This is a genomic window from Rhizobium sp. NPDC090279, assembly GCF_044769665.1.
Classification (GTDB): domain Bacteria; phylum Pseudomonadota; class Alphaproteobacteria; order Rhizobiales; family Rhizobiaceae; genus Rhizobium.
In genome coordinates this window covers 1-24261 of sequence record NZ_JBIVYI010000017.1, presented here as the reverse complement: position 1 = coordinate 24261, position 24261 = coordinate 1, and the positions used below count along the sequence as shown (strand labels likewise).

The 24261-nt window shown below is 58.4% G+C and carries 20 protein-coding genes and 1 pseudogene; 8 read left to right on the top strand and 13 right to left on the bottom strand.

What is annotated here, in order from left to right; genetic code table 11:
- Nucleotides 1-120 precede the first annotated feature (120 nt).
- Nucleotides 121-4644 carry a molybdopterin cofactor-binding domain-containing protein gene (locus tag ACIQWP_RS29785; RefSeq protein WP_402795564.1) on the top strand — a complete coding sequence of 1508 codons (4524 nt, stop codon included), beginning with the start codon at nt 121-123 and terminating at the stop codon, nt 4642-4644.
- Nucleotides 4645-4799: 155 nt separating this feature from the next.
- On the opposite strand, the pseudogene ACIQWP_RS29780 reads toward ACIQWP_RS29785, so the two are convergent.
- From ACIQWP_RS29780 to ACIQWP_RS29760, 5 genes and pseudogenes are all read right to left on the bottom strand, one after another.
- Nucleotides 4800-5652 (bottom strand): annotated as a pseudogene (locus tag ACIQWP_RS29780) (ISKra4 family transposase); the annotation flags it as partial.
- Nucleotides 5653-5723: 71 nt separating this feature from the next.
- Nucleotides 5724-6515 carry an amino acid ABC transporter ATP-binding protein gene (locus tag ACIQWP_RS29775; protein ID WP_402795561.1) on the bottom strand — a complete coding sequence of 264 codons (792 nt, stop codon included), beginning with the start codon at nt 6513-6515 and terminating at the stop codon, nt 5724-5726.
- Nucleotides 6512-7180, bottom strand: a complete 669-nt coding sequence (locus ACIQWP_RS29770; RefSeq protein WP_402795558.1) for an amino acid ABC transporter permease — start codon at nt 7178-7180, stop codon at nt 6512-6514. The genes ACIQWP_RS29775 and ACIQWP_RS29770 overlap by 4 nt, the downstream gene beginning before the upstream one ends.
- Nucleotides 7177-7818: an amino acid ABC transporter permease gene (locus ACIQWP_RS29765; protein ID WP_402795555.1), complete on the bottom strand. Its 642-nt coding sequence runs from the start codon at nt 7816-7818 to the stop codon at nt 7177-7179. Before ACIQWP_RS29765 ends, ACIQWP_RS29770 begins: the two co-directional genes overlap by 4 nt.
- 97 nt (nt 7819-7915) lie before the next feature.
- Entirely contained in the window at nt 7916-8743 is an 828-nt protein-coding gene (locus ACIQWP_RS29760) for a transporter substrate-binding domain-containing protein (RefSeq protein WP_069614156.1), read from the bottom strand.
- Between the two features lie 230 nt (nt 8744-8973).
- Between ACIQWP_RS29760 and ACIQWP_RS29755 the strand changes: the two genes are divergently transcribed.
- The 4 genes from ACIQWP_RS29755 (at nt 8974) to ACIQWP_RS29740 (ending at nt 12658) form a co-directional block, all read left to right on the top strand.
- Complete coding sequence (locus ACIQWP_RS29755; protein ID WP_402795551.1) at nt 8974-9717, top strand: UTRA domain-containing protein; 744 nt, start codon at nt 8974-8976, stop codon at nt 9715-9717.
- A complete protein-coding gene (locus ACIQWP_RS29750) occupies nt 9714-10655 on the top strand; it encodes a LysR family transcriptional regulator (RefSeq protein ID WP_402795549.1) in 942 nt (313 codons plus the stop codon). The genes ACIQWP_RS29755 and ACIQWP_RS29750 overlap by 4 nt, the downstream gene beginning before the upstream one ends.
- Before the next feature lie 111 nt (nt 10656-10766).
- A complete protein-coding gene (locus ACIQWP_RS29745; protein ID WP_402795546.1) occupies nt 10767-12107 on the top strand; it encodes an LLM class flavin-dependent oxidoreductase in 1341 nt (446 codons plus the stop codon).
- 11 nt (nt 12108-12118) lie between these two features.
- Nucleotides 12119-12658 (top strand): flavin reductase family protein, encoded by a 540-nt coding sequence (locus ACIQWP_RS29740; RefSeq protein WP_402795545.1) that lies wholly within the window; start codon nt 12119-12121, stop codon nt 12656-12658.
- Here the strand turns inward: ACIQWP_RS29740 and ACIQWP_RS29735 are convergent.
- On the bottom strand, nt 12635-13798 hold the full coding sequence (locus ACIQWP_RS29735; protein WP_402795542.1) for an aminotransferase: 1164 nt from the start codon (nt 13796-13798) through the stop codon (nt 12635-12637). The two genes, ACIQWP_RS29740 and ACIQWP_RS29735, sit on opposite strands and share 24 nt — an antisense overlap.
- Before the next feature lie 96 nt (nt 13799-13894).
- On the opposite strand from ACIQWP_RS29735, the gene speB reads away from it, so the two are divergent.
- On the top strand, nt 13895-14950 hold the full coding sequence (gene speB / locus ACIQWP_RS29730) for an agmatinase (RefSeq protein ID WP_402795539.1): 1056 nt from the start codon (nt 13895-13897) through the stop codon (nt 14948-14950).
- Between the two features lie 174 nt (nt 14951-15124).
- Here speB and ACIQWP_RS29725 read toward each other — a convergent pair whose 3' ends face one another.
- From ACIQWP_RS29725 to ACIQWP_RS29695, 7 genes are all read right to left on the bottom strand, one after another.
- Nucleotides 15125-15541: a DUF3830 family protein gene (locus ACIQWP_RS29725; protein WP_402795538.1), complete on the bottom strand. Its 417-nt coding sequence runs from the start codon at nt 15539-15541 to the stop codon at nt 15125-15127.
- Nucleotides 15542-15628: 87 nt separating this feature from the next.
- Nucleotides 15629-16357, bottom strand: coding sequence for an amino acid ABC transporter ATP-binding protein (locus tag ACIQWP_RS29720; protein ID WP_402795534.1), 729 nt, complete (start codon nt 16355-16357; stop codon nt 15629-15631).
- Nucleotides 16354-19275 carry an FAD-dependent oxidoreductase gene (locus tag ACIQWP_RS29715; RefSeq protein ID WP_402795532.1) on the bottom strand — a complete coding sequence of 974 codons (2922 nt, stop codon included), beginning with the start codon at nt 19273-19275 and terminating at the stop codon, nt 16354-16356. The genes ACIQWP_RS29720 and ACIQWP_RS29715 overlap by 4 nt, the downstream gene beginning before the upstream one ends.
- A gap of 2 nt (nt 19276-19277) precedes the next feature.
- Nucleotides 19278-20168 carry a 4-hydroxy-tetrahydrodipicolinate synthase gene (dapA, locus tag ACIQWP_RS29710; protein ID WP_402795529.1) on the bottom strand — a complete coding sequence of 297 codons (891 nt, stop codon included), beginning with the start codon at nt 20166-20168 and terminating at the stop codon, nt 19278-19280.
- Nucleotides 20169-20184: 16 nt separating this feature from the next.
- The gene (locus tag ACIQWP_RS29705; protein ID WP_402795526.1) at nt 20185-20877 is read right to left on the bottom strand and encodes an amino acid ABC transporter permease; all 693 of its coding nucleotides are present in this window, start codon (nt 20875-20877) and stop codon (nt 20185-20187) included.
- 70 nt (nt 20878-20947) lie between these two features.
- Nucleotides 20948-21784: an ABC transporter substrate-binding protein gene (locus ACIQWP_RS29700; RefSeq protein WP_402795523.1), complete on the bottom strand. Its 837-nt coding sequence runs from the start codon at nt 21782-21784 to the stop codon at nt 20948-20950.
- Between the two features lie 107 nt (nt 21785-21891).
- On the bottom strand, nt 21892-22539 hold the full coding sequence (locus ACIQWP_RS29695) for a GntR family transcriptional regulator (RefSeq protein WP_402795521.1): 648 nt from the start codon (nt 22537-22539) through the stop codon (nt 21892-21894).
- A 128-nt stretch (nt 22540-22667) separates the two neighbouring features.
- On the opposite strand from ACIQWP_RS29695, the gene ACIQWP_RS29690 reads away from it, so the two are divergent.
- Entirely contained in the window at nt 22668-23318 is a 651-nt protein-coding gene (locus ACIQWP_RS29690) for a GntR family transcriptional regulator (RefSeq protein WP_402795626.1), read from the top strand.
- Between the two features lie 248 nt (nt 23319-23566).
- Nucleotides 23567-23863 (top strand): hypothetical protein, encoded by a 297-nt coding sequence (locus ACIQWP_RS29685; RefSeq protein ID WP_402795519.1) that lies wholly within the window; start codon nt 23567-23569, stop codon nt 23861-23863.
- The last annotated feature ends 398 nt before the right edge of the window (nt 23864-24261 follow it).

Sequence of the window (24261 nt, the reverse complement as noted above, 5' to 3'; positions counted from 1 at the left end):
TTGGAACAGCCGGACCGGCCGAAGCAGATTAATCAATCTCAGATAGGCAGCCGCCTCATGACCAGCGGGGCCTCCGCTGTAGAGGCGAATTTTTAATCGTAGTCAGCCAGGGAGCCACAAATGACAGCCACGTCGACCTTACAGTTCTATCTCAACGGTAAGTCTGTGACTATCGAGAACCCCTCTCCGTCCACTTTGCTCGTTGACTATTTGCGGTCGCCGGAGGTGCGGCTGACAGGCACAAAGAAGCCCTGCGGGCAAGGCGGGTGCGGTGGCTGCACGGTTATTCTCTCGGACTGGCCGGATGGAGCGTCTATCAGACACCGAGCCATCAATTCCTGCCTGCGCCGACTCTGCTCGCTGAATGGAATGGCGATTACAACGATCGAAGGGACAGGCAGCATGCCGGCCTCGTTGGCCGCTTATCCCGCACATCATCCGACGGCCTCACGCGGAGGTCCTGATTTCCAGGATTCCCTGCCCACAAGCCTGGTTGAAGCGATCAAGCAGGTGAAGGCAAGCAACAAGAGCGATCTCACACTTGCCGCGGGGCCGGATATCTCTCAAATCAATCCTGTTGCCCATGCACTTTCAAGCAACAATGGCAGCCAATGCGGCTATTGCAGTGTTGGCTTTGTGATGAACATGTCGGAGTTTATCACAAGCAATCCCCAGGCCACCAAGCAAGATGTCGAAGGTATTTTCGATGGCAATCTCTGTCGATGCACGGGATACCGTCCAATCCTCACTGGCATGAAGACCCTAGCCAGCGACTGGTCCTCGCACGACGAGGACAACCGGATGAAGTGTCTTGAGGATCCGGAAATCGATATTCCAAAAGGAACGCCGGTCAGAATCGACGCGCCAGCCTCAGCATTTCCAGTGGAGCCCCTGGACGTTCCGGGGTCTGTGCAGTGGTTCACGCCATCGACTATGGATGAACTGGCAGCGGACGCGGCCCACCTGACGAATGGCGGCAAGACGTTCCGTTTCATACATGGCGGCACGTCCTATGGGATCTACAAGACCGAATTCGAGACGGTCGATGCCTTTATCGACCTGCGAGACGTACAGGAACTGCAAGGCAAACCTGGCCCGGCATTTCACGATCAGCTTAATTACACTCTCCCCGCCTGCACCACCTACAGTGAACTCATCGAATTTATCGCCAGCCTCGATGATGACTCTCCCGATTTTGCCGCCATTCTGTATATGGCCGAAAGGACGGCGGGACGCATTGTTCGAAATGCCGCGTCGATCGGCGGCAACTTTATGCTGTGGCTCCATCACGTTGCCGGCGGCAGCGGTGAGCCGTTCCCGTCCGATCTGACGCTCGCGCTGATCGGGACAAACCTGACCGTAACCTATTATGAACTGGATCTCGTCAATGGAGTGCCAGGACAGCAATCGACCGATCAGGTCGATGCGCTTCTTACCAGGATTGACGCTGATCCAACCTTTCCGGGCAAAATTGTGATCGTCAGTTTTCAGATCACTCCCGCCCGCACGTCCATCTCGGACCCCTATGAGCGCTACTTTTCCTTTGCCCAGAAGGTGGCATTGCGGGAGGTAAATTCACACTCCATCGTTAACTCCTTCATTTCATTTGATATTGATATTCCATCGGGCAACGCAAAGAGTCCTGGGAAGGTCATATTCGGAGGGATAAATGCCTCCTATTGGAGGGCCTCGACCATTGAGGGCTGGTTCTGGAGTGGCAAGGTTTTCTCCTATGAAAATCTGTTGTCCGCCTGCGCGCAACTCAAGGCAGACGTAACACAAGCTCTGGCGGATTCTGCGGCTCGCAGGAAGGAGGCTCCATGGGAAGGATTTACCGACGAGTACAAGGCGAACCTTGCCGTTGCGATGTTTTACAAGGCGGGTGTTGCGGTCCTTGTCAGATTGGGCTTTGCAATGCCAGTCAACGCCAATTCCGCCAGCGAAATGACCTGGGGGACATGGGCCGTCAGCAACGGTCTTCAGGATTATACCGCACAGGATTTCAAAGCTCCGGTCGGACAGCCATATGTCAAGGCGACGGCCCTGGAACAGTGTTCAGGGCGCACGCACTATACCCACGAGCTCGCCTATCCCCAAGGCACCCTTCATGCCGCTTTCGTCCAGAGTCGCAGCGCGCTAGCCCAGTTTTCATTCCAATGGGAAAGCAACCCGGTTCAGCCTGATGATCTCAGCGACAAGCTGGCGGACATGTTCCCGCACTTCCGCCGATTGCTGACATGCGAGGACGTGCCGGTCCGGCCGGCCAATTTCCAAGGCATGGGCGGCGATCAACCCATGTTTGCCGAAGGCTCCGTTCTTTATTTCGGCCAGGCGATCGCAATGGTGCTTGCCGAGACCGAAGAGGACGCGAATCTGATAGCTGACTATGTTTCCGAATATTGCCTCGGCTATCAGCCGATTAATTGGGACGTGAGTTGGCAAGAACCAATATTGGCGATCGAGGATGCTATTACAAAGGGAAGTATCTTTCCTGATACTCCATCCACGGCAGGCTATCTATGCCACATCTGGAAGATCACGCGCCCGCGCAGTCGATTTGATTGGATGACGTCCCTACCGGCTGTACCGAGCGATTTCGACGCCGAGCCGGCAACGACGGACAACGTGACTGTCGACGGGGCCAATTGCATCCGCGTGGTCAACAATCAGAAAACCGGCGGACAAGCCCATTTCTACATGGAAACGCAAGCCTGCCTGGCAATTCCGGCGGACGAAGGAAGGATCATTGTCAATTCGTCGACGCAGAGCCCGATGGAGATGCATCAGACCGTGGCCTTGGCACTGGGACGACAATACAACAAGGTCAAGATCCAGACGCGACTGCTTGGCGGCGCCTTTGGCGGGAAAACCGAGCAGGCGCGTTTCACAACGGGGCCGACCGCCGTCGCCGCCGCGGTGATGGATGCGCCCGTCCGATTGGCGATGGCCCGCGACAGCGATATGGCGATGATCGGCAAACGGCACGCCCTTTATGGAGTGGGGCAGATAGCCGTCGATGATGGTTCGGTCCGCCCGGACGATAAGGGTAGAATTAAAGGCACGCATCTGACCCTTTGGGCAGACGGTGGTGCCTACTACGACTGTTCGTTCGTGGTCACGAACTGCATCCAGACCCGGATCGATAACGCCTATATGATCGACAACTTCGAGAGCCAGATCGATGCCTGCAGGACCAATACGCCGCCAAATACGGCGATGAGAGCGTTTGGAGACATTCAGGCCACCAATATTCTGGAAAACCTCATAGACGACGCGGCAACCGCGGTTGGTCTTCGCCCGGAGGACTTGCGGGAGAAGAACTTTTACCAGCGTGGCGAAGTCACTCCTTACGGCCAGACCTTGACCGCCTGCTACATGCTTGAAGTCTGGAACTACCTGAAGGAAAAATGCCAATTCCAAAATAAGCTCATGGAGGTTCAGGCATATAACGCCCAGAACAAATGGAGGAAGCGAGGCATCGCGCTCATTCCCGTCAAATACGGATCGGGATATAATTTCGAGCAATTGAAGCAGTCGTCTGCAATCGTCGTAGTCAATCAATCGGACGGCTCGCTCGTCATTCATCAGGGCGGCGTCGACATGGGTCAGGGCTTGCTGACCCAGGTCAGGCAGGTGGCGGCCTATGTGCTCAACATCCCGCAGTCGCTCATCCATGTGGAAAGTCCGCAAACAGATACGACCCCCAACACTAGCAGCTCTGGTGCCTCAACGGGAACGCCTTATAGCGCGGAGGCGGTGAAACGAACCTGCGAGCAACTGCGGCAGGAACTGACCGAATTCGGCTATCGGCTCCTCAAGGACAACGGAAATGACTGGTGCCAAGCACATGGGGTTGACTTCTGGAACTACGGCGAGGCCGGCTGGAACACCGAAGTCACCATCAACGACGTCGCTGCCCTAATCTGGCAAAACCTTGTTTACTACGCCTATGTACAGCGACTGCCGCTGACGGCAACGTTCAACGCCAATATCGAGCACGGCGACTTCGACATGCCGGTCCTGACCTTCAAGCAAGCCGAGGACCAGCCGAATATCCCTGGCATAACGCGAGCCAACGTCACAACGGTCACCGACGTGCAGAACCAGTTCGTGGGGTTCACCTATTCGGCAGCCTGCTCGGTTGTCGAGGTCGACATCCTCACAGGCGAGACGAAGATACGTAGCTCCGACCTCGTCTACGACGTTGGATGGAGTCTGAACCCCGCGCTCGACGTCGGGCAAGTCGAAGGCGCCTTCGTTCAGGGTGTCGGCTTTCTCATGACAGAGGACCTCGTATACCAGCCCGACACGAATGCTGGAAATCAGAAGGGGCAACTCAATACGACCAATACCTGGCGTTATAAGATCCCTGCGCAGGTCACGATCCCACTCGAGTTCAATGTGTCGTTGTTTCCGCGAAACGATCCGTCGGTTGTCAACATCCCTCCGGACGATCAGGGAATCTTCTCTGCCAAGGAAGTCGGCGAGCCTCCCCTGGTGCTGGCAAATTCGGTCTTCTTTGCCATCAAGGATGCAATCCGGGCATCAAGAATAGAACGCGGCCTCTCCGGCCTGTTCAACTTGAGAGCGCCAGCCACGGTTCAGGAGGTGCGCCGCGCATGCACCCTCGACCTGCCTAATTAGGCGGTTTTCCCGGGGACAACCACGAGAAGACTAATCCGCCCGTATAAGGCTTGTGCGTTCGGACGTGACTGTTGGAGCGGCCGAATGCCGGGAGCGGGAAAAACATGGGGGTCACACTGCAAGATTAAGCTTTGCCTGTTTGAGACGGCCGTGCGCAACGGCTGGCGCGTTGCGCTGACGACGATGCTTTGCAAGCCAACGTCTCCGTCGCTGAAAACACTGACGTCTCGGCCGGGCAGCCATCCTTGCGCGCGCATTGCCGCGCGAACGATATCATGTTTGCCGGTAGCGATATTCGGCGCACCGGCAAACTGACGCGGTGCTCGGCCTTGCGCAACAACGCGTCCCATCGCGATCCCGAAATGCCGGCTTTGATAGCCGGGAACCGCGCCAATATAGGCGCCATCGACGAAAACGGAAACGGGAGACGTGCCGGAACGACGAGACGATAGAGGCTCGCGACGTCCCACTTTTCGACCTGATTGGCAACCTTGGCCAGACGGTTACTGAGAGTCCGGTGATTATGGGCTCTTCCCGTCGGCAAAAAGATATCAAGCACACGAGCTGCTTCTCGAAAGGACAGACGGGAGCCAAGTTCTGCCTGAATTCGCTCCAATTCCGGTGTTGCTCTTCCATTCAATAGGGTCGCGACGCGATCGGTGCCCGATCTTGCATTCGATCCGCATTCGCAACGCCTCCACCTGGCACGCGCACACGACAAGGGCCGAAGAGCGAATGGATCGTACGGGATCTGTAATCGTGTATCTGGCGGGGAATATGGCAGTGCCGGCAGTTCCGATCACGCCGGATGGCCTGATCCGCCTGAAACTGCGTCAGCTCCTTCTGCAGACGCTGCTGAATTTCTTTGGCTTCTTGCAAAGAAGGGCCGAAATCGTCGAGACGAGCCTCATCGACACTTCGCTGAACGTTGGCAATTTCGCGACGCTGTCGAACGCCGTCCACTCCTACGAGCTCGACGGAGATGATCATCTTCAATTGCGCGGTCAACGAGTACCTTTCCAAAATGCATTCGATTACCTGAAGATCCTTACCCCCACGTTTTTACCACTCCCGCATTGTTAAAGCAGCATCGACGCACCACGGTCGAGATAGGTATCGAGGAACTGCTCCAGACGCGGATTTCTCGGCTTCTTGAAAACCTCTTGAGGCGGTCCGCTAAACAGTACCTTGCCGTGATCGAGAAAGATGATCTGCTGACCGACGGTCGCAGCGAAACCGATTTCATGCGAGACAACGACCATGGTCATACCCTCGGTCGCCAGATCACGCATGACGTTCAGGACTTCGCCCGTCAGCTCCGGATCGAGCGATGAGGTCGGCTCATCGAACAACATGATCTTCGGCTTCAATGCTAGGGCACGGGCGATCGCCACGCGTTGCTGCTGTCCGCCTGAAAGCTGCGAGGGATAGTGCCCTGCCCTTGCTTCGAGCCCGACTTTGACAAGTTGCACCATGGCCGCATCTTCTGCCTGCTTTCGGCTCATCTTGTGAACCGTCTTCAACGCCTCGCTCACATTGCCGAGTGCGGTCATATGCGGCCAAAGATTGAATTGCTGGAACACCATACCGATCTGGGCGCGGATCGAACGATTGGTAGCCGCCGAAATACGTTCACGGCGTCCTTGAGAATCCTCGGCAAAGCCAAGGACCTCGCCGTTGATGGAGATCATCCCGCGAGTCGCCTCTTCAAGGAAGGCCATGCATCGCAAAAGCGTGCTTTTGCCGGAGCCGGATGGGCCGATGAGACAGGAGACCTGCCCCGGCTCGATGGCAAGATCGATGCCATGAAGGACCGTGGTCTCTCCGAACGTCTTGACGAGATTCCTGACTGCGATAGCGGGGACGCTCATGCGTTGAAAAACCTGAATCTGGAAAGTTTCGTTTCGGCAAGGTTGCCAAGCCAGCCGGTGACTTCGACGAGCACCCAGTAGAAGAGCGCCAGGGCCGAAAGCGCCTCGACGAAGGCATATTGCTGCGATCCGATCGCGCTCAAGGTCGCCGTCAGCTCCGGCACGGTGATGATCGACAACACCGCCGTCTCCTTCATCAGGATGACAACCATGTTCACGGAGGGCGGCAGCACGAGCATCGTCATCTCGGGCAACAGAATGCGCCTGATGATCTGCCCCCGCGTCAGGCCAACGCATTCGCCAGCCTCGATATGGCCCTTCGGCACGGCCTGAAATCCGGAACGGAAGATTTCGCTGAAATAGGCGGCACCATAGATCGAAATACCCATCAATCCGGCGGGCAAAGGATCGAGCTCGAGGCCGATGAAAGGGCCACCATAGTAGACGAGGAAGATCTGGATGAGAAACGGCGTGCCGCGCAGTACCGCCACGATGGCACCAAGCACCTTGTCGACCACCATGCCGCCATATTGCCGGGCGACCGCCATCAGGAAGCCGATGACAGCCGCGGCAATGGTGCCGAGAACCCAGATCATGATCGTTACGCCGGCGCCGCTGAGGATCGCAGGCCACTGCCCGATCAGGACGTTGATGTCGAAGGTCATCGCGGTACTCCGGGCAATCTGCTTTCGATCAGGCCGCCGGCAAGCGTCACCACCCAATTGATCACAAGATAGATGAGGCCGGCCGAGGCGAAGATCTGCAGCGGCAGAAAGGTGCTGCCAGCAAGATCCTGGGCCATGCGGGTGAGTTCGACGATGCCGACAACGGAGACCAGCGACGATGCCTTCAGAATAAGGATCGCCTCGTTGACAAGAGCCGGAAATGTCAGGCGCAGGGCAATTGGAACCTTGATGCGGCGGAAGATCTGGCGCGGCGTCAGGCCAACCATCTCAGCTGACTCGACCAGGCCGAGTGGCACGCTGGCAAAGCCGCCACGCAGGTTCTCTGCCTGATATGCGGCCGTGCAGAGCGACAGGCCGATGATCGCGGCGACGATGCTCGGCACGTTGATGCCAACTGCTGGAAGCAGATTATAGATCAGCAGCAATTGCACCAGCAGCGGCACGCCGCGAAAAAAGCTGATGAAAATCTGGGCAGGTCGCACGAAAAGGCTGCGCCTCGTCAGCAACATTCCCGAAACAAGGATCGCAATCGCAAAGCCGATAAAGATCGACACAAGGCTGATCGTCACGGTGTAGATCGATGCCTGCAGAAGCAACCCGAAGAGCTCGATGGACATTGTTGAGTTTTCGCCCGTGTGGTGACCAGGAAGCTGCGATCTCGGTCTTCGGCCATGCCAGGACAACGGTGTGGCACGGCCGATTTCCTAAGTTTGATCAGAATGCCGGGTCCTTGACGGCGTCAGGCGTGTCGAAGCTCGCGCCGAACCATTTTTTCTGCAGCGTCGCCATGCGGCCGTCAGCCTTGATCTTCAACATGGCGGCATCGATGGCGTCCATCAAAGGTGCGTGATCGGCATCCTTCAAGCCGATAAAGCCGAAATAGGACTTCTTGCCGAAGGGCGGCAGCACGACTTCGAACGTGCCTTCACGCTGTTTGGCGACAAAGGCAATATTCGGCAGCGAGTTGGCGACGCCGGCGATACGGCCGGCCGCGAGATCCGCATAAGATTCCGTAAAGGCCGGATATTCGCGGATATCGGCCTTGGTCGGCAGAGTGTCAGAAAACTCCTTGAGCTGATCGAGCTGCGCGGTTGCCTTGCCGACGCCGATCTTCTTGCCAGCGATGTCTTCCGGCTTGTTGATCGTCTTATCACCCGCCTTTTTCAGGATCGCGATGGTCGCTTCGGCCAGGGGCGGCGTGAAGCGATAGCGCTCCATGCGTTTCTTGGTGATCGTCGCCGGCCCGGCAACGACGTCGAATTTGCCGGCTTCAAGTGCCGGGAAAACGCCGTCCCATGGCAGCGTGACCCATTCGATCTTCACGCCCAGCTCCTTGCCGATCTCATCGAAGAGATCAACGTTCAAGCCGACATGTTTGCCTGCGTCGATGAAATCGAACGGGGCGAAAGCCGTCTCGGTGCCGACCTTTAGCGTGCCCGCTGCCTTGACGGCGGCAAGCGTATCAGCCGCATGGGCCGAAATCGTTGCACCGAACAAAAGTGCTGCGCCAACCAGCCCCTTCAGAAGCGAATTCTTCCTCATGTTTTCTCTCCAGTTTTGTACCCTTCCTTTGGAAGGTTCAGGTTCCCCAGGCATAGTCCCGTCTAGGCGGATTTCTATGATCCGCTTTTGTCTATACAAATAGATACAGACTGGCCTACACTGTCAAACACAAAACACAACAGACGCAAGATTTATGCCGAGTGATGCCGATGAATCTGGCGGACACGGCGCCCACGGACACTGAATTCATTGCTGGAGCAAGATGAGCGTTGGTTCCAATTCATCAGAGAATTCTCAAGGATATCGAAAGCAGGATCATGAGCGGCATCTGGCCGCCCGGTCATCGGATACCCGTCGAGCACGAGTTGCTGAAAGAGTATCAATGCTCCCGGATGACCGTGAACAAGGCGCTTTCGACCCTGGCCGAGCGTGGCATGATCATCCGTCGCCGCAAGCTCGGTTCCTTCGTCGCCTCGCGGCAGATCGACCGCACGGTCATGGACATCCAGGACATTTCCACGGAAGCGGAGTTGGCAGGGCATAAACACAGCCACACGATGCTGATGCGGAAAGTCGAGAGGCTCGATTCCGCCACCGCGATGCGGCTTGGCGAAGCCATGGGAGCCGAAATCCTTCGGCTCCACTGCCTGCATGCGGTCGACGGCAAGGCGAATGCGCTGGAGCGGCGCATCATCATGCTGGACCTGGTGCCGTCCGCAAGAACTGAGAGCTTCGCATCGGTACCCCCCGGCAAATGGTTGCTGGACATGGTACCCTGGTCAAAGGCCCGGCATGTCATTCGTGCCGTCTCGGCCGATGCCACGACGGCACGCCTGCTTGAAACCGAGCGTGGCGAAGCCTGCCTGAAGCTTATCCGCCAGACATGGCATAGCAGCCGCACGGTCACCTATGTCGAGTTCGTCCATCCCGGCGACCGTTTCCAGTTCGCCGGGGACTTTCATCCCAATGAAAGCAGGACCATCGATCAACCGCCGCAAGGAAGCGCCTCTTGAACGAGAAACGGATCAACAGGGCAGTTCCGCTCAAGGGCTTGCAGGCCTTCGAAGCCGTCGGCCGTTGTGGCAGCGTGAACGCCGCGGCGTTGGAGCTGAAGGTTTCGCCCGGAGCCATCAGTCAGCAGATCCGGAAGATCGAAAGCTTTCTCGGCGTGACGTTGCTCGAGCGCAATGGTCGCACGGTGGAACTCACCCAATGGGGACGGCTCTATCATCTGGAAATATCGAAAGGATTCGAGCAATTCGCAGCCGCGGAACAAATCCTGGAACGAGCGCGCAACGAGAATGCCCTTGTACTCAGCGCCCTGTCCTCCGTCGTCAACAAATGGATCGGTCGCCGGATCTTCGACTGGCAGGCCCTTCATCCCAACGCGCATGTCAGGATCGTCGGCCGTGACAAGGAGCCGCGCATGGGCTTCGACGACATCGATTTCCGTATCAGCTACGGGTCGGATGTACTGCAGCATGAACATTATACGGAGCTGTTCCGCGATTGGGTGGTTCCGGCCTGCTCGCCGGCATTGATCAAGGGCGAGATGCCCTCGCCCGCGCGGCTTCTGGAATATCCACTCCTGCACGTCGAATGGGAGCGGCATTTCACGCCCTATCCGAGCTGGCTTGAGTTTGCCGCGAAGAGTGGCGCCGCCCTTGCGGACAGCGCCGCCGGCCTCTCCTTCACTCTGTCGAGCAGCGCAATTGACGCGGCCGTCAACAAGCGCGGCGTCGTTCTTGCACAAATGTCGATGATCGCCGATGAGCTTGAGGCCCAAACGCTGGTCATTCCCGTCGACATCCGCATTGCCTTGCGCGAAAGCTATTTTCTCGCCTGGGATAGGGCAGCCCTGCAAAAGCCCCATGGACACAAGTTCCGTGATTGGCTTCTCGCCATTTCCCGCCAGCAAGCTCAGGCGTCGGCGCCGAAGCCGACACTTTAGAAAAACTAAAACGGAACCCAGCCGCACGATATTGATGAAATTTTGCGCCTGGCGATAATTTACGCATTCGCCTTCAAGGGAACGGCGTGACCGACATGACGGGAGAGTTCGATGGCACGGACCGACAAGATGAAACTTGGAACTTTCGTCTATACGTTCGGCTTTCATCCAGCCTCCTGGCTGCATCCGGCAAGCGATGTCAACGGCGCCAACGACTTCGCGCATCTGCTGGATGTCGCCAAACGATCCGAGGCGGCGAAATTCGATTTCATGTTCATGGCCGATTCTCCGGCAGCTGCCGTCGGCGATCCGAGTGCGCTTGCCCGCATTCCCACAAAGATGAACCGCTTCGAGCCGCTGTCGTTGCTCTCTGCACTGGCCGTCACGACCAACGATCTCGGTCTCGTGGCAACGGTCTCGACGAGCTATTATGAGCCATACAATGTCGCTCGTCTGTTTTCCTCGATCGACCATTTGAGCAAGGGCCGCGTCTGCTGGAATGTCGTCACGTCGGACCATGACGAAACCGGCTATAATTTCAATCGCGAGGGGCTTGATCCGCACGCGCTGCGCTACGAGCGTGGCAACGAGTTTGTCGACGTCGTGTTCGGCCTTTGGGACAGCTTCGAGGAAGGCGCACTCCTTCTCGACCGTGAATCCGGCATCTACTATGACAAGGACAAGCACCACACGCTCAACCACAAGGGCAAGCACTTTCAGGTTCGCGGCCCGCTCAATATCGCGCGCACGCCGCAGGGCCGTCCTGTCATCGCCCAGGCAGGCGGTTCCGAACCCGGAATGGACATGGCGGCACGCACGGCCGAGATCGTCTTCAGCCTCGCATCGAACATCGAGCGGAACCGGTCCTTCTACGACAATGTCAAAAGCCGAATGGCGGCCTATGGCCGCGATCGGGATGATCTGAAAATCATGCCGGGCATTGTTGTCAACGTCGGTGAAACCGAGGCCGAAGCAAAGGCAAAAGTCGACTATCTCATCGACAAGATGCATCCCGATGTCGGGCGGTTGATGCTCTCCGAGTTCCTGGAGGCGGACCTGCGTGGCGTGGCGCTCGACGAGCCTTTTCCGATGGACCGGCTACCGGCGGCGCCAAAGGGATCACGCGCCCTGTTCGACGAGCTGGTCGATTTCGTCAAGAGCGGCCACACAGTCGGCGAGCTGATCCGGCACTATGCCGAGAAGCACACCGGCAACGGCATAACAGGCACACCGGCCCAGATCGCCGACTACATGGAGGAGTGGTTCGAGACGCGTGCCGCCGACGGCTTTATCCTGATGTTTCCGACCTTGCCGTCCAGTCTCGACGATTTCGTGCGGCTCGTCTTGCCGGAGCTTCGCCGCCGCGGCCTGTTCCGCAAGGAATATGAGGGCAAGACCCTGCGCGAAAACCTCGGCATTTCAACGCCGGTAAATCGCTTTGCCAAGACGTGAGGGCCAGTCCGATGGCTGACGAGACTCTGATCAGCGACGCGGAATTCAGGCTATCCATGCGCCATCTGGCCGGCGCGGTCAGCGTCATAACCGTCGGTGACGGACAGGACCGTACCGGCTTCACGGCAACGTCGGTTTCCTCATTTTCGGCGGAGCGGCCTTCGCTGATCGTCAGCGTCAACCGGACCTCCTCCTCCTGGCCGGCGTTACAGCGGTATGGTTGCTTCTGCGTCAACGTGCTTGCGGCCGACCAGCGGGACGTGGCGCAATCCTTCGCCGGCATTGGCGGACGCAAGGGTGTCGATCGCTATGATGGTGCCGGGTGGTATCGCCTCAAGACAGGCTCGGCCGCCCTTGAAAAGGCTCTGGCTGTCCTCGATTGCAAGCTCGAAACCGCTTTCCATCATCACTCCCACGCCATTCTGATCGGGCATATCTGTGCGATGGAAGTCCGGCAGAACGTCGGGCCGCTTCTCTACTGGCAAGGCGGCTATCATGACCTTCCGGCGGCTGCTGATCAGCGCTGCCTAGCGGAGCCGATCCGGCAATAAGCCGATCGAGGCGACATCGGCATTGGCAAAGGCAAGTCTGAGATACCGCTCCTGCCCTTCCCCGAAATATGCTCCGGGAATGCAGACAACACCGCGCTCTCTGGCAAGTTCTTCGGCAACCGCGGACGACGATCGATCCACCAGAGGATGGCGAACAAAGGCGAAATAAGCGCCGATCGCTGCGATCTCCCAGCCCGCCAACCCGGAAAAAGCCGCTCTCAAAGCATCGGCACGGCGGGCGATCTCCAGCCGGTTGCCAGCCCGCCAATCGGCAAGCACCGGCAGAGCCGATGCAACGGCGATCTGAGCCGAACGCGGGGCGCAGATCTGCATATTGTCCATAACCTTGGCGATCTCTGCAATGAGCTTAGGCCCCGCTGTGACGGCACCCAGCCGATGGCCAGGAATACAGAAGGATTTCGAGAAGCTATAGAGAAGAACGAGCGTATCCTCCCAACCCGGCTCCGACAGCAGTGAGTGCGGCCGGCCGTAATCTTCGGCGAGGAAATCGCGATAGGTTTCATCAACGACCAGCCAGGAGCGATATTTCCGGCACAGCATGAAAAGCGCGCGAAGCAGGCCAGGCGGATAGACGGCTCCGGTAGGATTGTTGGGCGTAACCACGGCAAGCATCTTCGCGCCGGCGGCAAGCGCGGCCTCGGCTGAACCGAGATCGGGAAGAAAGCCGGCGACGGGATCGCAGTCGACCAGTCGTCGCCCGATCCCCAGCATCGACAGCGTCGTGTCGTGATTGAAATAGAACGGATTGGTGAGTGCGACGGTATCGCCCGCGCCAGCAAGGGCAATCGCCGTACACATGAATGCCTGATTGCAGCCGGCCGTAATATGGATATTGCCGGCGGATATGTCAGCCCCATAAAGTTCTGCGACATGTGCGGCATAGGCCTGTCGCAGCAAAGGTTCGCCCTCGATCGGACCGTATCCCGTCATCGCGTGTTGTCCGGCCGCCTCACCAAGGAGACGCAGCATTTCCGAATGCGCGGGGTAGCCGGGTACGGCCTGCGACAGATCAATGAGCGGCCCCTTCAGTCCCTTGTATTCGCGGCCCCAGGCAACGACAGAAGGGATGGGTGGAGCCGAAAGGCGGGCAACGAGCGAGTTGGATTTTGCAGCGGTCATATCGATTTCTCTTTGATACCGATTGCTACAACGATACCAATTGCTTTCTCAACCTCTTTGTTGGGCGAGACGGACCTCAAGTGGAGACGCATGCACATGGTGTGGGACAAGATGCGGCTCGAACAGCTGCGCGCGGAATTTTCAGACGCCAATGGCGGCGAAATATTCGACGAGAAGTTTCGCAAGGTGGCGGAGAAAATCATCTCGAAGAATGGCACGAGACTAGCGCCATATGCCGGAATTCCGACTTTCCTCAGCGCGCCTTATATGCAGGTCGCAGCCGACGAGCCGGACTTCGGTAATCTTCAGGTCGCGATCACGGGAATACCGATGGATCTTGGCGTCACCAATCGCCCGGGCTCCCGCTTCGGACCACGTGCCCTTCGCGCCATCGAAAGGATCGGCCCCTACAACCACGTTCTGGGAACGGCGCCGGTCTTCGATCTTCGGGTCGCCGACATTGGCGACGTGCCGTTCCAGAGCCGCTACCGGCTGGAGCTCAGTCACGACGACATCGAAAAACGTATCGGCCAGATTGTCGATGCCGGCGTCGCGCCGCTCTCGGTCGGGGGAGACCACTCCATCAGCCATCCGATCTTGAAGGCAGTCGGCCGGAGGGAGCCGGTGGGTCTCATCCATATCGATGCGCACTGCGACACCAGCGGGGCTTTCGATCAGACGAAATTTCATCATGGAGGACCGTTTCGCAACGCCGTGCTGGATGGCGTGCTCGATCCGACAAGGACAATCCAGATCGGCATCCGTGGCTCGGCGGAATATTTGTGGGAATTCTCCTATGCGTCGGGAATGACCGTGATCCATGCGGAAGACCTCAGCGGAATGGGGATCGGGGCCGTCATCGCCAAGGCCAAATCCATCGTCGGCGACAGCCCGACCTATCTCTCCTTCGACATCGATAGTCTCGATCCAAGCTTTGCGCCCGGCACGGGTACGCCCGAGGTCGGCGGATTGACGACGCGCGAAGTTCTTGAGCTGATCCGCGGGTTGAAAGGCATAAACATCGTGGGCGGTGACGTCGTCGAGGTTGCGCCGCAATATGATGCAACGACCAACACAGCACATGCAGGAGCTCAAGTCCTCTTCGAGATCCTGAGCCTAATGGTATTCAGCCCATCGATCGACAAACGCTGAGCATTACGGGCCAACTAACGCGAAGCCTGCGAATAATTTCTAGGCCAACTCTTCAGCGCGAGGGGATCGTCATCTTGGCATCAACATCACGGGCATCGGTGCGTGATCTTGGATCACGCACCGATGCTGATTGATACTATCCGTAGCATCACAACCATGGCGGTCAGCTTCAAACTACGCGGAAGCCTGCTCAAACATGATATTCTGGGCACCTTCCCATAACACTAAGCGGCCCAATTCAGGGAGCGCGTCCACGTTCGATACAAGCGTGATGAAGTGGTTTCCGGCGAGCTGTCCCATCTTTGACGAGAAATCGACACCGCCATAGGCAAGCAGGATTTCCGTTTCACTGATGCCGCCCGGATAAAGGATAATTTGGCCGGGAGCTGGGTGGCTGGTATGGTTTTCGTAAGGGACGCCGAAATCGCGTTCGCCGAGCGGAATCCAGACGCCCTCGCCCGACCAGCGCACATGAACGATCTTGCCTTCGAAGGGCATCTCCTTCAGAAACGCCTCGCAGGTCTTTGGTGCTTTCGCCGTTTCCAGCACGGCATCGAATTCGAAGGGACCGGCGGTAATTCTCAGTTTCATTCCACTCTCTCTTTTGTCGTTGTCTGAAATTTTGATTTATCCGCCGCCTGGGCATTTGTGCATTTCATGCAGCGGTCCGAGCTTCCATCAATGCCGAAGAATCTTGCCGAGAAAGGCTTCCGTCCTCGGATTGTGTGTGCCGGCGAAGAACTCCTCACTGGGCCGATCTTCAACGACCTCCCCTTGGTCGATAAAGATAACGCGTGTGGCTACGCGGCGGGCAAAACCCATCTCATGCGTCACCACCATCATGGTCATTCCGTCTCTCGCCAGGCCAGTCATGACATCAAGCACCTCGGACACCATTTCCGGATCAAGCGCTGACGTCGGCTCGTCAAACAGCATGGCAAGAGGGTCCATGGCGAGAGCGCGGGCAATGGCCACGCGCTGTTGCTGGCCGCCGGAAAGCTGGCTTGGAAACTTCCTGGCGTGGTCGGTCAGGCCAACACGATCAAGCAGTTGCATGGCTTTGGTTTCTGCCATGGCGGAACTGCGCCCGAGCACGATCTTCTGGGCCAGCATGATGTTGTTGAGGATGCTGAGATGGGCAAAAAGCTCGAAATTCTGGAAGACCATACCGACGCGCGTGCGCAAATTCGGCAGATCCGTTTTCGGATCGCCCACCTCTATCCCGTGGACCTGGATGGAGCCTTCCTGAAAGGGTTCCAGACCGTTGACGCATTTGATCAAGGTCGACTTGCCCGAACCGGACGGTCCACAGACGACGACGATCTCGCCGCGCTCAACCTTGACGCTGCAGTTCTTCAGAACCTGGTAGGTGCCGTAGAATTTGGAAACGCCATTAATCTCGATCATGAGCGGCCTTTCGTAAAACGAGTGATGGAAAAAGGTTGCAGCGCCCGCCCGGTCTCCCGGCCCGAGATGAGCTGCGCGGTAAGCTGGCCGACAAGCGGACCGAGCGTATAGCCATTGGAGGTCACGGCGCTGAAGAAGCCGGGCTGCTGCGGATGTTCGCCGAGGATCGGCGCACCATCGATATTGATGTTCATCGCCGCCCAGCTGCGGATGACATGCAGCTTGCGCAGCGCCGGAACCACATGCTGGGCCACCCAAAGATTGCCTTCGAGGCTCGACAGCAATGGTCGAGGATGCTGGTGTACCGGATCGAGGCCGGCAGTCCAGCCGCCGCCAATGATGAAGTTGCCGTTGGCCGCCTGCTTCAATGTCAGATGGCGATCGGCATGAGCGACGAGGCAGGTTATCAGCGGGGCAGCCACCTCTGTGACGACCATCTGCAGCGGCGCGCCGAACACGGGAATGTCGAGCCCGAGCATGGCACCGATGCGCGAAGAAAAGGCGCCGGCCGCATTGACGATGCGTTTCGCCCTGATGATGCCGCGCGATGTCCGCACCTCGAAGCCGGACGACGCCGCGGCGATGGCGACAACCTCGCATTTCTCGATGATGCGGGCTCCCCTTGCGCGCGCGGCCTCAAGGATATGCTGGGTCGCAACGAGCGGATTGATCTTGCCCTCCTGCGGGCAATAGGCAGCGCCGAAGAAGGTCGGCGACAATCCCGGCTCCAAGCTACGCAACTCCTCGCGACCGATCAGCCGGCAATCAATGCCGGCGCGCTGCTCGACAGCAACTTTTTCGGCGAGAAAACCCATGTGCGCCTCGGTCTCGGCGACCATCAGGCCGCCGGTTACCTTCATCTCGAAATCGCGGCCAAGCTCCTGCTGCAAGGCAGCCCAAAGTGCGATGGAATCCCGCTGCAGAGGCAGGGTTTGCGCCGCCGGCCCGCCACCGCCTTCCGCGCGTGCGCCATGGTCGAAGGATAGAAGCTGTGCATGCAGGCTGCCGGCATTGCCGCCGGAGGCAAGCGAATTGGCAAAGGCGCGTTCGACAACTGCGACGTCCTCGCCTTCGCGTGCCAGAAAAAGCGCCGTCGACAGGCCGGCGATCCCCGCCCCGATCACCAATGTCGACGTTTCACGGAACGGCAAGGGCTCAGCCGATTGCAACGGCTGCCTCTCGGGCAGCATTGCGCGCTTGTGTCCTCCCCATTCGGGCTTTTCGACGGCGAGGGCTGCCAGGGGAATGGGCCGTAGCGGCATTTGTGGCGCTAGAAAACCCTGCATCTCTCCCGCGTTGCGCTCTTCGCGTGCAAAATTAGCCAGCATATGACCACAGTAACGGCTCTGGCAGCGTCCCATGCCAGCGCGCGAAAGTCGTTTCAACGTGGCGATATCCGCCGCGCCTCTTGCAATGATCGCCTTTAGGGTGCCGCCCGTTACACCTTCGCAGCGACAGATGATCGTCCCGTCGGCAAGCGTCTCGCCTCGATCGACGGTTGCCGGCTCGAAAACCTTCCACAGAGCAGCCTGGAAGGCACGATGGCGGGCAAGCCTGCGCTCGGTTTCACAATCGGGCGTGCCGCCGAGACCCAGCTTGCGCACAATAGCGAGCCCGGCCAGCCGGCCTTGCGCCCTGGCGATATGAGCACCGCCGAAACGTGCAGCCTCGCCGATGACATGAATATGTGAACGCGTCGTCTCGCCATCATCGGCGCTCGCAACTGCAAGCTCGCCATCGGCGACTGCGTGACCGCAGCCGAGCAGCCGCGCAAGTTCGTTCGAGGAAGCAAAGCCGCCACCAATCAGGACACTATCGGCATCCAGTTTTCTGTCACCTTTCGGGCCGGATATGATGACGGAGTGGACGCCGGCGGGTCCATCAACCGAGGCAATCCTGCTTTCCCAGTAGATTGGGATACTGGCTGTCTGCAAAGTCGCAAGCTGCCGGGCGCCGTAAACGGCAAGACCGCCGTGAAGCTTCAGCAAATTCAAGGCTTCGAGCGGCTTCGACCATGGCGACGCTGCGGCTTCGACCAGCGCGACTACCGTGCCGCCCGCCCTACGGATCTCGTTGGCGACCTGGATATTAAGAGGTCCGTTGCCGGCAATCAGAATCCTGCCGCGGGGTACTGTGCCGTAGCTTCTAAGGAGGGTCTGCGCCGCCCCCGTGGTCATGACGCCCGCACGCGTCCAGCCCGGCACCGCGTATGGCCGTTCATAGGCACCGGTTGCAATCACGATCATTCGAGGCCTGCAGTAGAATGCACCCGACGGGTTGTGGCAGGCAATGACGGTGCCGCCTTCACCGTTTTCAGCGCCCCAGACGACCGTTTCGCCGATCAGGGTCGCTCCGGCCTCGCCGGCACTTCGGATCAGGCCCAGTCCCTCGCGGGCCTGGGCATCGCGTTCCAGCTGCGCCGCGGCCGTCGATGTCGCAGGCTGCTTATAGTACTGGCCGCCTGCAATCTTGCGTTCATCGACAACCGTGACCTTGGCACCGGCGCTTGCAGCCGCTTCTGCAGCCGCAAGACCGGCTGGGCCGGCGCCAATGACCAGCAAATCCATCTCGATGGTCGCGATCGACCCGGGGACGTTACAGAGATCTGCAATGTCTCTCGACGCGATAGCCGGACGCGAGGATGGCTTGTGGACCTGCATGCCGGCCTCGACGGTCGTCATGCAGGCGCGTTGGCTGGTTTTACCGTCGACCGTCACGAGACAATCCTGACAAGCGCCCATGCCGCAGAAAAGCCCGCGCGGCTCACCCTTCAAACCGCGCGAAAATCCGTGATGGCCGCCGGCCTCGATCGCGGCGGCGATCGTCATTCCGCGCTCGGCATGAAGAGAACGGCCATCGACAAAGAATTCAATGGCCGTTTCAGCCATGGGTCGAGGAGCGGGCGACAAAGACGACATCCTCAGGCGTCGAATTTCAGGCTGAAATCCTGAACCAGTTTTTTCATGGCCGCATCCTGTTCGGCGGAGAGAGGCAGACGCGGCGGCCGCGGAGCACCGGCGCCAAAACCCATATGCCGCAACAACGATTTCGAACCGGCGACATAGGCCTGACCGCCGACGGCTTGAATGATCGGCAGCCAATGGAGATAGAGCGCACGGGCCTCATCGATCCTCTTCTCGTCGGCCACCAATTCGAAAATACGCGCCATCGGTCCTGGAGCGACGTTAGAAGCGACCGCCACCCAGCCCTGCGCGCCCATAACGAAGGATTCGAAGCCTAGAATGCCGCCAAAAACCGTCATATTGTCGCCTGCGAGCCGGATGATATCACGCACGCGCGTCACCTCCAGCGTCGACTCCTTGATATAGTCACAACCATCGATTTCAGCGATCCGTTCGACCAACTCCGGCTTCAGGTCGACATTGGCCGTTGCGGGATTGTTGTAGACCATGATGGGAATGGAGATGGATGATGCGACGGTGCGATAGTGGTGTACCAGTTCATCGTCGGTCGGGGTCGAATAAAACGGCGGGATAATCATGACGCCGTCGGCACCTATCGCTTCCGCCTTGCGGCTGAGACGAACACATTCCCGCGTATCTTCCGCGCCGGCGCCGATCAGGACTGGCACACGGCCGGCCACAGTTTCGACCACGGTGCGTGCAACGCCATCGCGTTCGTCCTCGCTGAGCGAGAGAAACTCTCCCGTCGACCCCAGCGGTATCAACCCGTGGATGCCTTGGCGAACCTGCCAATCGGTGAAAGCGGTGAGCGCCTTCAGATCCACCGCGCCATGCTCGTCTAGCGGCGTGATCATCACGGTATAGACACCGCGAAATTTCTTGGTCATGTCGATTATCCTGCTTTTAGCGCTTTTCCGTCATGGACAGCCGGGAGTCTGCCTGACCGAAGCGTTTCTCGATGTGGCGCTGGAAAAAGTCCCAGAGCGTGGTCAAAAGGAGATAGTAGATGGCCGCCACCGAGAAGAGCTCCAGCACCATGAAGCGCTCCTGGATAAGGACCTGGGTGCGGCGCAGAAGTTCTTCCATGGAGATGACCGAGGTCACCGATGTCGTCTTCAGCAGGCCATTGACCGAATTTCCGAGCGGCGGAATGATCACCTTGAACGCCTGCGGCATGACGATATGACGCATGATCTGGCGCTCGGTCATGCCGAGCGCGCGCGCGGCTCTCGCCTGCCCTTCGGGGACGGCTTCGATGCCGGCACGAATGATCTCGGCCAGATATGCCGCCTCGTTGAGCGCGAGCCCGATCAGCGCGGCCTCGACAACCGAAAATCGGATGCCGAACTGTGGCAATGCCGTGTAGATGGCGATCAGTTGGACAAGCAAGGGCGTGCCGCGGAAAAGCCAGATATAGGCCTTGGCAATAAGCGGAACCAAACGCGCCTTGGAACGCCGCATCAATGCCAGGGCAAATCCGAGGATCAGGCCGGCACTCAGCGAGACGACCGTCAACCATATAGTAGTGAGTACACCCCCGAGAATGAAGGGGTTGAAGAGATATCCGAAGAAACCCGACCAGCTCCAAAGCTGCATGAACGTAACCTTCCTTCCGAAGCGCGCGGCCAGGCCGCGCGCAGCCCTTCCGATGGACCGATCAGTCCAATCAGCGGCCGGGTCCCTTCACGGAATAGTCGCCCGTCACCATTGGCAAGCCATACTTGTCAAACAGCGTCTTTAGCGAACCATCGGCCTTCATCTCCTGAAGGGTCGTCGAAACGGCATCGGCAAGCTTGGGGCTCTTGAAGGCAACGGCGACGGGGGCGGGATAGAGGCCGCTCAGGGCGCGTTTGAAGTCGCCGCGCGCATCGTAGTCCTTGGCGACGGCGTCGATCGAGACCACACCTTGAACCTGGCCGGCGCGAAGCGCCTGATACGCGAGCGCGAAATTGTCAAAGGTCAGGATCGTCAGACCCGGCTTGCCGGCATCGCGCAACTCCTTATCGAGCAGACGCGTCTTGGTCTCCTCGAAGCCGCCGATTTCGACGCCAATCGTCATGCCGGCCAAATCGTCCTTGCCAGTGATCTTCTTGTCGTAACCCGGCGCGACGGAAACACTGATCGCCTGATCTTCGTAAGGGATCATCTGCATGATCTTGGCGCGTTCTTCGGTAAAAAAGATGCCGGTATCGATCATGTCCCAGCGGCCGGATTGCAGGCCCGGCACCATGGCCGAAAACTCGATGCGAATATATTCGGGCTCAAGGCAGAGGCGTTTGGCGATCTCGGTGCCGAGTTCGATGCGCATGCCTTTCAGGTCGCCGCTGGAATCGACGAATTGCAGGGGTGGCAAGGTCGGGTTCGTCGACATGACGAGTTTGCCGGGGGTAATCAGATCACCTGCCGCGACCTTCGGCGTGCAGGATTGAGCGAGAGCGACCGATGTCGTCAAGGATAGAAACGAAGCGGCGAGCAGGCCGCGTGACATTGAAAATCGAAACATGCTGACCTCTGGAGTTATTTTTTGTTGTGCCCAGACACTTGCATTCATCTGGTATCCCACTTTTATACAAATCTTTCCCATCGATGCAAGAGATGACTCGATTGCCGTTAGAAATTTGTAAGAACGCCTTGGCGAACCGCCTCGAGATGACGCATCATCGCTTGACGCGCGGCCTCCGGATCGTTCCCCGCCAAGGCCGCGAGAATGCCGCGATGCTCGGCAACGCCCGGCTTGGCCCGGACGACAGCCATCTGCCGCTCGAAAATCGTGGTATAGCGACGCATTTCACCGATGGTGGCAGCCATAAAACCATTGCCACTCACATCGGCAATCGACATGTGCAAGTTATCGTCGAATTGCCAGACAAATTCCGGCTCCGGCTCGTCATCGGCTTCGATCGCGTCGAGCATCGCTTCCAGCGAATGCAATGTCGTCGGAGCCATACGCGCCGCCGCCGCTGCCGCCGCACTCGGTTCCAGCAACATGCGCATCGCAAGGCTATCGAGATAATCCTTCAAGGTAATGACACGCACGCACAGGACGCCCTTGTCGTTGCGGACAAGAAGCCCCTCGCCTTCGAGACGACCAAGCGCATGGCGCATCGGCGAGCGGGATACCGCATATTGACTTGCCAGCCGCCTTTGCTGCACCACCGATCCGCCTGCAAGCCGCGCCGAGAGGATTTCCGCCAGAAGCAGCCGATAGGTTTCCTCAGCCAAGCTTTCCTCGGCCGCGTCGTTTATCCGGTCGTCCATGACTCCCCTTTTTGCTTCTTCCTAAGTTCAGCTACCATATGTAACACCAATTGCGCCAAGGGAAGCCGGCCGTTGCCAACGGTGCCGACCATACGCAGAGCGAGGAAAAGGTGAGCGACATTCCAACCATGCAGAACGGCATTTCGACCGGCGGGCAGCACAATCTCGCCTCGCTTGCATATAAGGCAGTGTCTGACATGATCCGCCACCGCCGGCTCAAAGGCGGCCAGGTCATCGTCGAGGCGAAGCTGGCCGAGGCCTTGGGTATTTCCCGGACTCCCTTGCGCGAAGCCCTGCAACGGCTGGAAGGCGAAGGCTCGGTGCGCAAGGGAGACGGCCGCAACTATGTTGTTCGCCGCGTCGATATCGGTGAATATCTGCAGAGCCTACGGCTGAGACTCCTGATCGAGCCTGAGGCTGCCGTGTTGGCGATCCCCAACATCCCACGGCGGCAACTGATCGCTGTCCGGCATGAAATCAACGACCTTCTCGGCGCCACCGCCTATCACACGGACGCCCATTGGGTATCGGACGACAATCTGCACAATCTCATCATTGATCACTGCGCCAACGCGGTGATGGCGAAAGTCTTGCGGGAACTGCGCGCCACCACGCGCCTGTTCGAGATCGATCGACTGAAAGATCGGCTCAAACCAGATTCGACAGAGCATCTGCTCATAATTGAAACATTGGAACGCGGCGATGTGGAGCAAACACGCCTTGCCGTGGCTGGCCACGTTGAAAGCTTAATCAATTTCGCTCGAGAGCAATTGGAATGACTAATGCTCTTGAACAGAATCGGACCATCGGGGGCCAAGTTGATTTGACTAAGCTCTTGATAAGTATGCCCCTGCGCGGCGGCGTATCAAAAAGGAAGGAGCGGGCTGGTTGCCAGGACGCCCCAGTCGGAAGTCCACCCAATATCGGTCCTAACATCATTGTGGGATTTCGTCGTAGATCTTCTTGAAATGAATGTCGGATTCTGTTGTCGAAACGTCTTCGAGCCAGTGGAGATTGGGATAGCGCAATGGGTGATACGTTGACCTGCATGTCGTGCGGATTAGACAAAACCGAGTCAGTCGTCCACGGTGGCTCGTACATTCTTCGATGCGCCGCGTGCGGCGAAGCGGTTGTCGCGACATCGTTCATGGCGATGCTCCACTCGGAACACGAGTGGGCCGCCTTTATCGATTCGGGTCCCGGAAAAGTCCCTCGGCCAGAGGCGCTCATCGCGCGTGGACCGCTTCATCAGATATCAACGGCAATCAACGTCGCAGCATGTAATGGAAATCCGATACGTCTAATCCCCGAAAAAATGGATTGAAGCGCCGCCCAAGCGTCCTTTGCTCTGGACCACATAGGTGGACCCCGCCACCGCTTGTCGAAATGAGGAAGCGTCGACTGCGGCCGAGAAGGAGTGACCGATTTGGGGCTGAAAGCGGACTGGCATGCCGGGGAAAATAGATATGATATCAGCGTCAGATGAATGGAATCTGCGCTCTTGTCATGAGGGCCATGCGCTGCTGCAGCGGCGCGCTCTACCGGTGTGGATATAAGACAACCCGATAGCCCAACAGTCGGGAGAAATACCATATTGCACAGATGCGATGAATGTGGGTGGCGAGAGGGCTCTGGCGGCGCGGACCGTCCAGGCGCCTTGCGCAATCTCAGTCATTGCATCTCACATATTGGGATAGACCGGTCCTTCGCCGCCCTGCGGGG

What these genes read in the sequence shown, in the direction of transcription:
- ACIQWP_RS29715 (WP_402795532.1), bottom strand. Translation starts at nt 19,275, where the DNA reads ATGTCGTCTTTGTCGCCCGCTCCTCGACCCATGGCTGAAACGGCCATT.
- ACIQWP_RS29695 (WP_402795521.1), bottom strand. Translation starts at nt 22,539, where the DNA reads ATGGACGACCGGATAAACGACGCGGCCGAGGAAAGCTTGGCTGAGGAA.
- ACIQWP_RS29775 (WP_402795561.1), bottom strand. Translation starts at nt 6,515, where the DNA reads ATGAGCGTCCCCGCTATCGCAGTCAGGAATCTCGTCAAGACGTTCGGA.
- ACIQWP_RS29745 (WP_402795546.1), top strand. Translation starts at nt 10,767, where the DNA reads ATGGCACGGACCGACAAGATGAAACTTGGAACTTTCGTCTATACGTTC.
- ACIQWP_RS29705 (WP_402795526.1), bottom strand. Translation starts at nt 20,877, where the DNA reads ATGCAGCTTTGGAGCTGGTCGGGTTTCTTCGGATATCTCTTCAACCCC.
- ACIQWP_RS29760 (WP_069614156.1), bottom strand. Translation starts at nt 8,743, where the DNA reads ATGAGGAAGAATTCGCTTCTGAAGGGGCTGGTTGGCGCAGCACTTTTG.
- speB (WP_402795539.1), top strand. Translation starts at nt 13,895, where the DNA reads ATGGTGTGGGACAAGATGCGGCTCGAACAGCTGCGCGCGGAATTTTCA.
- ACIQWP_RS29725 (WP_402795538.1), bottom strand. Translation starts at nt 15,541, where the DNA reads ATGAAACTGAGAATTACCGCCGGTCCCTTCGAATTCGATGCCGTGCTG.
- ACIQWP_RS29785 (WP_402795564.1), top strand. Translation starts at nt 121, where the DNA reads ATGACAGCCACGTCGACCTTACAGTTCTATCTCAACGGTAAGTCTGTG.
- ACIQWP_RS29690 (WP_402795626.1), top strand. Translation starts at nt 22,668, where the DNA reads ATGCAGAACGGCATTTCGACCGGCGGGCAGCACAATCTCGCCTCGCTT.
- ACIQWP_RS29735 (WP_402795542.1), bottom strand. Translation starts at nt 13,798, where the DNA reads ATGACCGCTGCAAAATCCAACTCGCTCGTTGCCCGCCTTTCGGCTCCA.
- ACIQWP_RS29720 (WP_402795534.1), bottom strand. Translation starts at nt 16,357, where the DNA reads ATGATCGAGATTAATGGCGTTTCCAAATTCTACGGCACCTACCAGGTT.
- ACIQWP_RS29685 (WP_402795519.1), top strand. Translation starts at nt 23,567, where the DNA reads ATGGGTGATACGTTGACCTGCATGTCGTGCGGATTAGACAAAACCGAG.
- ACIQWP_RS29740 (WP_402795545.1), top strand. Translation starts at nt 12,119, where the DNA reads ATGGCTGACGAGACTCTGATCAGCGACGCGGAATTCAGGCTATCCATG.
- ACIQWP_RS29700 (WP_402795523.1), bottom strand. Translation starts at nt 21,784, where the DNA reads ATGTTTCGATTTTCAATGTCACGCGGCCTGCTCGCCGCTTCGTTTCTA.
- ACIQWP_RS29765 (WP_402795555.1), bottom strand. Translation starts at nt 7,818, where the DNA reads ATGTCCATCGAGCTCTTCGGGTTGCTTCTGCAGGCATCGATCTACACC.
- dapA (WP_402795529.1), bottom strand. Translation starts at nt 20,168, where the DNA reads ATGACCAAGAAATTTCGCGGTGTCTATACCGTGATGATCACGCCGCTA.
- ACIQWP_RS29770 (WP_402795558.1), bottom strand. Translation starts at nt 7,180, where the DNA reads ATGACCTTCGACATCAACGTCCTGATCGGGCAGTGGCCTGCGATCCTC.